Annotated in this window: 11 protein-coding genes and 1 pseudogene; 4 read left to right on the forward strand and 8 right to left on the reverse strand. The window is 68.0% G+C overall.

All coding sequences use genetic code 11. From position 1 onward, the window contains the following. Nucleotides 1-29: 29 nt before the first annotated feature. From D1J51_RS14820 to D1J51_RS14835, 4 genes are read right to left on the reverse strand one after another with little or no spacing between them, the layout of a single operon-like run. Nucleotides 30-674, reverse strand: a complete 645-nt coding sequence (locus tag D1J51_RS14820; RefSeq protein WP_119076478.1) for an aspartate/glutamate racemase family protein — start codon at nucleotides 672-674, stop codon at nucleotides 30-32. Continuing rightward, nucleotides 671-1,981, reverse strand: coding sequence for a four-carbon acid sugar kinase family protein (locus D1J51_RS14825; RefSeq protein WP_119076480.1), 1,311 nt, complete (start codon nucleotides 1,979-1,981; stop codon nucleotides 671-673). The genes D1J51_RS14820 and D1J51_RS14825 overlap by 4 nt, the downstream gene beginning before the upstream one ends. A 10-nt stretch (nucleotides 1,982-1,991) precedes the next feature. Then, nucleotides 1,992-3,242 (reverse strand): RuBisCO large subunit C-terminal-like domain-containing protein, encoded by a 1,251-nt coding sequence (locus D1J51_RS14830; RefSeq protein WP_119076514.1) that lies wholly within the window; start codon nucleotides 3,240-3,242, stop codon nucleotides 1,992-1,994. Between the two features lie 39 nt (nucleotides 3,243-3,281). Next, a complete protein-coding gene (locus D1J51_RS14835; protein ID WP_162903870.1) occupies nucleotides 3,282-4,742 on the reverse strand; it encodes an MFS transporter in 1,461 nt (486 codons plus the stop codon). A 132-nt stretch (nucleotides 4,743-4,874) separates the two neighbouring features. On the opposite strand from D1J51_RS14835, the gene D1J51_RS14840 reads away from it, so the two are divergent. Together D1J51_RS14840 and D1J51_RS14845 are read left to right on the forward strand one after the other, a co-directional pair. Beyond that, nucleotides 4,875-5,774: a sugar-binding transcriptional regulator gene (locus tag D1J51_RS14840; RefSeq protein ID WP_162903871.1), complete on the forward strand. Its 900-nt coding sequence runs from the start codon at nucleotides 4,875-4,877 to the stop codon at nucleotides 5,772-5,774. Nucleotides 5,775-5,965: 191 nt separating this feature from the next. Then, on the forward strand, nucleotides 5,966-6,472 hold the full coding sequence (locus tag D1J51_RS14845; protein WP_119076486.1) for a bifunctional nuclease family protein: 507 nt from the start codon (nucleotides 5,966-5,968) through the stop codon (nucleotides 6,470-6,472). 265 nt (nucleotides 6,473-6,737) lie between these two features. Here D1J51_RS14845 and D1J51_RS14855 read toward each other — a convergent pair whose 3' ends face one another. Further along, complete coding sequence (locus D1J51_RS14855) at nucleotides 6,738-7,124, reverse strand: SDR family NAD(P)-dependent oxidoreductase (RefSeq protein ID WP_162903872.1); 387 nt, start codon at nucleotides 7,122-7,124, stop codon at nucleotides 6,738-6,740. After that, entirely contained in the window at nucleotides 7,121-7,858 is a 738-nt protein-coding gene (locus D1J51_RS14860; RefSeq protein WP_119076493.1) for an SDR family oxidoreductase, read from the reverse strand. Before D1J51_RS14860 ends, D1J51_RS14855 begins: the two co-directional genes overlap by 4 nt. Before the next feature lie 88 nt (nucleotides 7,859-7,946). Here D1J51_RS14860 and D1J51_RS14865 point away from each other — a divergent pair, with 88 nt between their 5' ends. Then, a complete protein-coding gene (locus D1J51_RS14865; RefSeq protein ID WP_119076516.1) occupies nucleotides 7,947-8,537 on the forward strand; it encodes a TetR/AcrR family transcriptional regulator in 591 nt (196 codons plus the stop codon). Nucleotides 8,538-8,611: 74 nt separating this feature from the next. On the opposite strand, the gene D1J51_RS18035 is transcribed toward D1J51_RS14865, so the two are convergent. Both D1J51_RS18035 and D1J51_RS14870 read right to left on the reverse strand, forming a co-directional pair. Continuing rightward, nucleotides 8,612-8,839, reverse strand: a complete 228-nt coding sequence (locus tag D1J51_RS18035) for a hypothetical protein (RefSeq protein ID WP_162903873.1) — start codon at nucleotides 8,837-8,839, stop codon at nucleotides 8,612-8,614. A gap of 83 nt (nucleotides 8,840-8,922) precedes the next feature. Beyond that, nucleotides 8,923-9,063, reverse strand: a pseudogene (locus D1J51_RS14870) (transposase); the annotation flags it as partial. 28 nt (nucleotides 9,064-9,091) lie between these two features. On the opposite strand from D1J51_RS14870, the gene D1J51_RS14875 reads away from it, so the two are divergent. Then, complete coding sequence (locus D1J51_RS14875) at nucleotides 9,092-9,658, forward strand: hypothetical protein (RefSeq protein WP_119076495.1); 567 nt, start codon at nucleotides 9,092-9,094, stop codon at nucleotides 9,656-9,658. Nucleotides 9,659-9,690 lie beyond the last annotated feature (32 nt).

The raw sequence follows: 9,690 nt of genomic DNA on the forward strand, positions 1-9,690 counted from the left end.
GCACGAAGCCGGCGGCGCACCACCCGTTCTTACCGCAGCGCTGAAGCGGCGCGCTTCACGCCGAGTTCGGGGCTCGTGAGCACCGGCACGCCGACGGGCGCGGTCGCAGCGGCCGAGGCCATCGAGGCCTGCGCCAGCACGATGGAGTCCACGTTCTCGGCCTGGGCGGCAATCGCCGCTCCGACAAGCTCGTCGTGCCGCGCACGATCCCCGGAGACCACGGCCTCGAAGGCCCCGTGCACGAGCACCTCGGCGATGTCCACCGTGCGGCCGGCCAGCTCTGCACGCTCGCGCAGCAGCGCGACGGTCGGGGCGAGGGTGGTGGGCAGCGTCGCGATGACCGCCACGCGCGCAGACGAGTTCACCGCCTCGTCGGCCATCGCCTCGTCGATGCGCAGCACGGGAATGCCGACGTCAGCGGCGACGTCGGCGGCATAGCCCGAGATGGAGGAGCAGGAGAACATCACGGCCTCGGATCCGGCCCGTTTCGCGGCAGATGCCAGGTTGCCGAGCCGTGCCCGAATATCGGCGGGGTTCGCGCCGGCGCGCAGATCACCGACGATCGCACTGTCGAGCAGGTGATGGATCTCGACGCCGGGGAGGTGCTCCGCGGCCAGTCCGTCGATCGTGGGAATGACGACCGCGCCGGTGTGGATGAATGCCATGCGCGTCATAGCGTTGTTCTCTTCTCCATGTTGTGTGCCGGCGCGCGCCCCTCGCCGAGCCTGACCTCTTCGAACAGTCCGTTCTGCCCCATCTGACCTCCTTTGAGCACCACCTCGATCCGGCCCTGCTGCCCGACTCCCTCGCACAGCACGACGTTGCCCCACGGTGCGGCGCTCAGAGTGAGGGAACGCACACCGAGTTCGCGCAGGATCGCTCCGCACGTGTCTCCCCCGCACAGCACCAGACGCGTCTCCGGGCGCTGTCGCAAGCACTCGCGCCCGGCGGCGACCATTCCCGAGACGATGTCGGCCTCACGCATCGATCCGCCGGAAGGGTCCGTGGTCTGCAGTATCGTGTGATGGCCCGCGGCGTGCAGGGCAACCGTTTCTGCAACGGCGCCCGGACGACGCAGGTCGACGCATCTCCAGCCCGCAGCGACGGCCGCGTTGATCTGGGCCCAGGTCTGCATGGAACGGCTGCCGCTGAGTACGAGGCAGGGGCCGTCTGCCGCAGGCGCGCGGGTGGGCAGCTCGGGCGCGTCGCCGCCCAGCGCCCGACCGATGCCGAGACTCAGACCGCCGGAGCCGAGCACGAAACGCGGACCCGGGCTGGCCGCCCTCGCACCGGCGAGGATCGCTCTCCCCAGAGCCTCAAGGTGCGCGTCGTTGAGGGCATCGCACACGACGATCCCGCTGCCCTCACCCGACAGACTCCGGGTCACGGCGGCATCGTCACCCGATCCGATCGCCGCCTCGAGCTCGAGCCAGCTCAGTGTCGCTACCGGCAGTGCGGTCTGGGCGCCGAGGTGAAGCGCGAGTTCGGACTCGGTGATCGGCGTCGCGGGGTGGCTGCGCATGGTCGGCTGCCGATCGAGGCGGAACACCTCTCCCGCCTCCGCGGCGAAGTGATGCCCGAAGAACGTGAAGCGTCCGAAGCCGGGCTGCGCGAAGACGGTCGGAATCTGCTGCGGCCCGAACCTCTCGATGGCGATCTCGCAGACCCGGCCGAGACTCCCCCGCTCGGCTGAGGAATCCGCGGTCGAGCAGGCCTTGTACTGCACCACCCGAGCCCCGGTGGCCGCCAGTAGCGCCAGCGCGGGGCCGACCTCGGCTTCGAGCCGCTCGGTGGGGAGCGAGCGCGCGATTCCTGCGATACCGATGACGTCCGGGACCGTTTCGCCGCTGTCGGCGCCGTCACGCATCTCGGGCAGGCCGTCGATACCGGTGCTGAGCACGCCGGCGAGCCCGGCGCGCCGGAACTGCAGCATGCTGTCCACCGCGCCGGTGAAGTCGTCGGCGTAGTAAGCGAACGTCACGGAACCATCCTCACGCTGCCGGCCGGAACTTCGCCAGCGCAGTCGCCAGTTCGGGCACCCTCGCGGCTTGAGCGTCGATGTCCACTCCTGCGAGCGCCGCGTCCCAGGCCGCCCGCATGGCCGTGACCCCCGCCGCTGATCCGCCAGGGTGTCCGTGAATGCCGCCTCCGGCGAGCACGAGCAGCTCGGTCGACCCCACCTGGTCGTAGGTCTCCGGGGCCAGGTCCGGGGTCTGCCCGGATGAGAGCACCGGAACCGCGCCGTATCCGCCCAGGAGGGGCGTGCGCACGGCGTCGATCGCAGCCAGAACCTCATCATCATCGCCATAGAACTTGTTGCGCAAGCCGTTGGTGTGCACGTGGTCGGCGCCGCTCAGCCGGGCGAGCTTCTGGAACACGCGGAAGTCGATGCCCAGCTGAGGGGAACGCGCCGTCGCCCCGAGCATCGCCCGGTGTCCGTGGATCGGCAGTTCGCACCGATCCCGCACATATGCGAGGCCGGAGTACCCGACCGCGTTCACCGTCACCATGACGCAGGTGCCACCGGCGTCGCGCACCAGGTCGTGGTTCGCCGGCATCCGGTCGATGTCGTCGGTGATGTTGAACGCGTACATCGGCCGATGCCCGGTCTCGTCCGCGACGCGGTCGAGCGCCTCGGTGACCACGCGGACTCGGTCTGCGAACGGGAAGTACGGGGGGTTGCCCTGCAGCTCATCGTCCTTGATGAAGTCGATCCCGGCTCGCCCGAGCTCGGTTACCAGCTCGCCGAGGGCCTCGGGGGCGAGACCGACGCTCGGCTTGACGATGGTGCCGAGCAGCGGGCCTCCCCTGCGACCGATCGAGTCGAGTGTTCCCCGCCAGCCGAACTGCGGCCCGGGATACCGGTCCGCGAACTCGATCGGCAGCTCGATGTCGACGAGCCGAATGGCGCCCACTGTCCTGATCTCGAACAGGTTGCCCGCCACGGCTGCGAGCAGGTTCGGGATCGACGTGCCGAAGTTCTCGAGCGGGAACTCGATGCTCAGCCGGGCTCGCTTCGCCTGCGACCAGTCGCCCGTGGCCCCGGGCAGCGGGCTGTGCCCGCTCAGCTCGATCTCCTCGATGCCCGTCACGCGCGCCGCATGCCTGCTCTTGAGCTCCGGGGTCTCCCGGGCAACGGCGACGAAGGTGCCGCTGGACTGTTCACCGGCGATCTCTGCGGCGACCGTCTCGAGGCCAAGGGTGGTCTCGACCTCGTATACGGCGGTGACGAAAGGGGGCATCGAGGAGTCTCGCTTCTCTGGGTACAGCACTGACTGGGTTCACTTGGACATGGTTCCGACCGGCGCCGACTCGGCGGGGGCAAACGGACCGGAGGCGCTCGCAGAGAGCTTCGGCTGTTTGTAGGCGACGATCATGATCGCTGCGACGACGAAGCACACGGCGAAGAAGATCAGGCCGCCGCTGTTGCTGCCGGTGAGGTCGGCGAAGAATCCGAGGATGTAGGGCCCGAAGAATCCGCCGAGGTTGCCGACGGAGTTGATGAGGGCCAGGGCGCCCGCCGCGCCCGCCCCCGTGACAAGACCGGCCGGCAGGTTCCAGAACACCGGCGTCGCCGAACGCTGGCCGGCTGCTGCCACACCGATGCCGAGCAGCGCCACCCACGGGTTCGCGACGGCCACGGACACGATCAGGGCGATCGCGGCGATCACCAGCGGGACGGCGGCGTGAAAACGGCGCTCGTTCCGTCTGTCGGAGCTGGAGGAGACGAAGATCAGCGCCACGATGGCCATCAGCCACGGGATCGCGGAGAGCGCGGAAGCCCCGAAGTCGCTGATGCCCTCGAACTCGGACTGGACGATCTGCGGCAGCCAGAAGGTGATGCCCCAGAAGCCGACGACCATCATGAAGTAGAGCACGCTGAGGTACCAGATGCGGGTGTTGCGGAACGCCGACCTGAGGGTGCTGACACCCAGCTTCTCCTTCTCCTGCGCTTCGGCGGCGAGGGTGTTCACCAGCCAGGTCCTCTCGGCCGAGGTCAGCCACTTCGCCCTCTGCGGGCTTTCCGGGAGGAAGAAGAGAACGAGCAGACCCAGGACGACAGCGGGCACACCGGCGACGATGAAGACCCAGCGCCAGCCGGCCAGACCGAGGAACTGGTCGAGATTGAGCACCGCCCCCAGACCCACAGCGCCGCCGGCCAGGGCCAGCAAGACGAGAATCTCGAGGCTGGCGATCGCCTTGCCGCGCATCTTCGAAGGGAACCAGGTCGTGAAGATCAGGAGAATGCCCGGGTAGGCGCCCGCCTCTGCGATACCCAGGAGGATACGCATGATGTAGAAGCTGACCTCGCCCTGCACGAAGCACGTGAGCAGCGTGATGATGCCCCAGCTGATCATGATCCTGGCCATCCAGACCCGTGCGCCGATCTTGTGCAGCAGGATATTGCTCGGAACTTCGCAGAGCGCGTAGCCGACGAAGAAGAGACCGGCGCCGAGCCCGAATGCGGCCGCGCTGATTCCGAGATCCGCGCGCATCTGGAGCGCGGCGACACTGACCGCTGTGCGGTCGAGATAGTTGAAGAAGTAGCCGATGATGAGTAGCAGCGCCACCCGTCTGATCAGCTTCCCGGTGAGGCCTTTCGGCATGATGTCCGTCATTGCAATCGTCCTTGATGAATCCGGTTTCGGTGGTGCGGCGTCCGCCGCTTCGCATATATGAATAAATAACGTACATGTCATATCTACCACCGCTCCTCCGGGGACGTCAACCTCCTGCAGCACCGTGGTGCTAATCTGGGCCCCAGTCACGAGCCCCCTGCGACCCGAGAGAAGTCCGTCGTGCCACACAGACAGAGCCACCTCAGACCCCTCAGCACCGACCCTCGAATGCGGTTATGGGTGAAGGTGGCTCGGATGTACCACGAGGAACGAATGGGCCAGCCGGCGATCGCCAAGCGCCTCAATCTCTCCCAGTCGCAGATCTCCCGGCTGCTGAGGGAGGCGCAGGACAACGGGGTGATCCGCACTCTCGTGGTCACCCCGACGGGGCTCTACTCCGAACTCGAGGAGGAGCTGAGGCGCCGTTTTGATCTCTTAGACGTCGTCGTCGCCGATGCACCCGACGATGATGCGCACGCCGTCACGTCCGCGATCGGCACGGCTGCCGCCGTCTACCTCGAGCACACGCTCGGCCGCGGCGAGCGCTTGGGCGTATCTTCTCGTTCGGCGGCGCTCCAGGCCACAGTGGACGTCATGTCGCCGGTGAAGACCGGAGCAGTGGAAACCGTCGTGCAGTCGCTGGGAGCAGTCGGAGACGCGGCCATGCGCGCACAGGCCAGTCGCCTCACAGGCAGCTTCGCCCACCTGACCCGCGCCCGCCCTATCTACCTGGCCACCCCCGGCGTCCTGACCAGCCAAGTGGTTCGCGACGGGTTGCTCGCAGATGCGCACATCGCCGAGGCCGCGTCCGCCTGGCGCTCCCTGACCACCCTCGTGACGGGCATCGGAGCGATGAGCGCACCGCACCGCACCGGAGGGAGCGCGCTCGCCGAATCCGACTCCGAGCGGCTGCAGAGGGCCGGGGCGGTCGGCGACATGTGCCTGAACTTCTTCGATGAGCACGGGGCGACTGTGCCCGACGAGCTGAGCGACCGCGTCATCGGTATTTCCGAGGGCGAGCTTCGTGCCGTTCCGCGTCGTATCGCTGTGGCCGGGGGGCCGCAGAAGAGCCGAGCGATCCTCGCCGCGTGTCGCGGAGGTTGGGCGAACGTGCTCGTCACCGACCAATTCACCGCCGAGCGACTCTGCGCATAGCGACCTCTGAAGGCATCTCCCGGTTATGCTCCCGGGCTCAACGGCGGTACGCAGCGGTGACCGGCGGCCCGATGAGGTCGTCGTGTCAGGCTCGCACCGCAGCACTCCACGAGCCGGGCCTTGCGGGGCGGCGCGAGCACGAGGAGACTCGAAGGGAGGACTCCTCGTGCGAACAGGATCGGAGAGGACGCATGGTCGAGGTCACGGTCGCGGGAATGGCGCAGGACGCGCTGGGCCAGTTCGTTCTCCTGCTCCGACCGCTGAACGCAGCGCCCGGCGAGGGACGGATCCTCCCCATCTGGATCGGTCAGCAGGAGGCCGCGTCGATCCTCGTCGCGGTCGAGGGCGCCACGACGCCGCGACCGCTCTCGCACGACCTCATGGTGCGTCTCGTGGCATCGCTCGGTGCGCGCATCGACCGGGTGGAGGTGAGCCGGATCGAGGATCGCACTTTTTACGCGGAGATCCGCCTCGAGACGCCCGCCGGCGTGAGGATCATCGACGCCCGCCCATCTGACGCCGTGGCGATCGCGCGCAGGGCCGACGCGCCGATACACGTCTCGGATGCCGTGCTGGAGCAGGCCGGGGTACCCGATCCGGGTGACGCGGAGCAGGGCGAGGAGCAGCTCACGGAGGAGAAGCTCGCGGAATTCCGACGATTTCTCGACGACGTCGAACCCGAGGACTTCGAGGGCTGAGCCGGTCGCGACCCCGGTCGGCACGCCGTCAATGTCGATCCGCAGGTGGTCGTCGGCGGCCGTTCACCGCTTCAGCTCCAGTGTCTCGGCGTACCCCAGGCGACCTGCGGATCGGCGGTGCGGCCGGGCTCGAAGAGCTCGTCGTGCGCCTCGTTCGTGCGTTCCACCAGCGGACCGAGGGCGGCGTATCCGGCTGCAACCGAGTCGTCGCTGGCATGGCTGGCCCCGGGGAAGTGGTTGGTGCCCTGTGTGATCGCCCCCGGCATCACGATGGAGGTCTGACGCGGTGCGCCCCGACGGTGTTGACGTCGAGGAGATGCGTCAGGTCGTCCTCGGTGAACGCCTCGGTGTATCCGATGAAGAGGTGTCCGGCGTTGTGCACGACCACATCGAGCCGGCCGACCTCGTCGATGACGCGCTGCACCGCGGCATCCGCCGAGGCTTGCGAGGCGACGTCGAGGTGCGTGATCCGCACGGTACCGGGCTGAGATGCGGCGAAGGCCTCCAGCTCGGCCGCCGCACGGGCGTTTCGCCCCTCGGGGTCGCGCATCGTCGCATGGACGGTGCACCCCGCCGAGATCAGGGTCTCAGCCGTGGCGCGTCCGATGCCCGTGGACGTTCCGGTGATGAGAACCGTGTCCGCAGCGCTCACGACGCGCCGCCGTTGATGTGGAGAGTCTGTCCGTTGACCCAGCGGGCGGGACCGGCGAGGAAGGAGACGACCTCGGCGATGTCCTCGGGGGCCCCGAGGCGGCCCATCGGGTTCGCCCGGGCGATGCCGTCGACCTGCTCCTGGCTCTTGCCCTCGAAGAACAGCGGCGTGGCGGTGGGGCCGGGTGAGACGGCGTTGACGGTGATGTCGCGGCCGCGCAGTTCGCGGGCGAGGATGAGCGTGATCGCTTCCACGGCGCCCTTGGATGCGGCGTACGCGCCGTATCCGGGGATCTGCAGGCGGGTCACCGAGGTGGAGAAGTTGATGATCGCGCCGCCCTCGCGCATGCGCCGAGCGGCGAGCTGGTCGACCACGAAGGTGCCTCGGACGTTCGTGCGCTGCACGCGGTCGAAGGTCTCCAGATCGAGCTGCGCGATCGGGGACAGCGGCATGATGCCGGCGGTGTGCACGAGCACGTCGACGCCGCCGAACTCCTTCTCCGCAGCGTCGAACACCGCGGCCATGGCGTTCTCGTCCGCCACGTCGCCGCCCGCGGTGATCGCGCGTCCCCCGGCGGAGACGATGCGCTCGGCCGTCTCGTCGGCGAGGCTCTTGTTGCCCGCATAGTGGACGACGACCGCCAGGCCGTCTTTCGCGAGGCGCTCCGCGCTCGTCCTGCCGATGCCTCCAGAGCCGCCGGTGACGATGGCGACGCGGTCCGGGTTGCTGGTCATGGTCTCTCCCTGGGTTATCATGTGAACACTTCGTTCATAACTGAGCGTAGCACGCTAATGGACGAATTGTTCATAAATAGGAGTAATGATGACTGCAGCGCCGTCCCGCAGAGGAAGAGGCCGCCGTCCTGCCGCCGAGGTGCGCTCCGACGTCCTCACCGCGGCAGGTCGACTGCTCCTCGGCGAAGGCATCCAGGCGGTGACCTTCGAGCGGATCGCCAAAGAGGCGGGCGCGAGCAAGACCACCCTCTACAAGTGGTGGCCCTCCCCCGGGGCGCTGGCCGCCGAAGCCTTTTTCGCGCAGAGCGAGCCCCTGCTGGAGTTCCCCGACACGGGTGATCTGCGCGTGGACCTGATCGCCCAGCTCACCTCGTTCGTCCGCCTCCTCACGGACGGAGGGGCGGGCAAGCCGATCTCCGAACTCATCGGCGCCGCCCAGATGGACCCCGATCTCAGCGAGGCGTGGTCGCGCACCTACGCGCTCCCCCGTCGAGAACTGGCCCGCGAACGCCTGCGCAGCGCTCAGCGCAACGGCGAGATCGGCCCCGATGCGGATATCGACATCACCATCGACCAGCTCTGGGGCGCCTGCTATCACCGCCTCCTCGTGCTCCGGATTCCCCTCGAGGATCTCAATGTCGAACGCCTCGTCGCATCCGCGCTCCGAGGGGCACGCTGACGCCGCGGGTCGAGGAGATGCCGGATCTCAGCGATCCCGGCTGGGCGAGCGGACGGCGTGACGGCTTTCCTGAATTATGAGTTCGCGCCCCGGAGGATGAGGTCGACGCCCGCGAGGAACTGCTCCCTGTCGTCGTGGGCGACCAGCCGCCTCGATGCCGCCGAGACGAACGAACGCTCATCGCGATCCGCACTCGCAGCCCAGCGCTCCACGGCTTCTCGAAGAAACCGGGAGCGATCGAGGCGGGGCGATACGCGCGCGGCGGCCGCATGCTGACCGGCCGCCCCCAACAGGTAGTTCACCAGCGCGGATGCGACGTCGAACCGCGACCGCTCCGAAAGCCCGAGAGGTTCCAGGTGCCGCCCGATCCGCTGCGCCCGATCCGCTGCGCCCGCACCGCGCGTCGGTATCGGGCGTTGAGGAACTCGATCGCGTTCGTCGAGCAGATCACGGTGCGTATCTCGAGGTCGTAATCCAGGAAGGGGATGAACTCCTCCCATGCGGATTCCCGGAGCCGAATGCACGCCAAGCGCACTAACTGCGAACGCAAGTCCATGTTCGTGCCGGACATCGAAGCCGCCGTCGAGGACTACTACCGCCACGTCCAGATACCCGAACACGCGGCTACGGCGCTGCGCGAGCTGGTCACCAGCGAGTTCGACCGACTGCACCAGGTCGCCAAGCAGGAGAGCCAGGGGTACGAGGCTGAACGCGAGGCGCTGCGCGACGAACGCACCAAGCTCATGCAGGCCCACTACGCCGGCGCCGTGCCTCTCGACCTGCTCGGCTCGGAGCAGGACCGCATCGCCCGTCGGCTCGCGTTCCTCGACGCGCAGATCAACGCCGGCGACATCGAGTACGAACAGGCCAAGGCCCACCTGGATGACTGCCTCGCCCTCGCCGGGGACATGCACGCCATTTACATGAGCATCGACGACTCGCTACGCCGGATCGCCAACCAAGCCTTCTTCGACAAGCTCATCGTCACCGACGATGACACCATCCACGGCGAACCCGGCGTCCCCTTCAACGTCTTCCTCAACCGCGACGTCCAGACCCTCGCCATCCGCCAACAGCGACGGACGGCGAAATCTGGAACTCAAGCGGGACTGTCTGATTAACGGTGTGTGAGGGTTCGGCCCGATCTGTAAGG

This window comes from Leucobacter sp. wl10, assembly GCF_003569785.1.
Classification (GTDB): domain Bacteria; phylum Actinomycetota; class Actinomycetes; order Actinomycetales; family Microbacteriaceae; genus Leucobacter.

What these genes read in the sequence shown, in the direction of transcription:
- D1J51_RS14865 (WP_119076516.1), top strand. Translation starts at nt 7,947, where the DNA reads ATGACTGCAGCGCCGTCCCGCAGAGGAAGAGGCCGCCGTCCTGCCGCC.
- D1J51_RS14830 (WP_119076514.1), bottom strand. Translation starts at nt 3,242, where the DNA reads ATGCCCCCTTTCGTCACCGCCGTATACGAGGTCGAGACCACCCTTGGC.
- D1J51_RS14860 (WP_119076493.1), bottom strand. Translation starts at nt 7,858, where the DNA reads ATGACCAGCAACCCGGACCGCGTCGCCATCGTCACCGGCGGCTCTGGA.
- D1J51_RS14820 (WP_119076478.1), bottom strand. Translation starts at nt 674, where the DNA reads ATGACGCGCATGGCATTCATCCACACCGGCGCGGTCGTCATTCCCACG.
- D1J51_RS14840 (WP_162903871.1), top strand. Translation starts at nt 4,875, where the DNA reads ATGTACCACGAGGAACGAATGGGCCAGCCGGCGATCGCCAAGCGCCTC.
- D1J51_RS14875 (WP_119076495.1), top strand. Translation starts at nt 9,092, where the DNA reads ATGTTCGTGCCGGACATCGAAGCCGCCGTCGAGGACTACTACCGCCAC.
- D1J51_RS14845 (WP_119076486.1), top strand. Translation starts at nt 5,966, where the DNA reads ATGGTCGAGGTCACGGTCGCGGGAATGGCGCAGGACGCGCTGGGCCAG.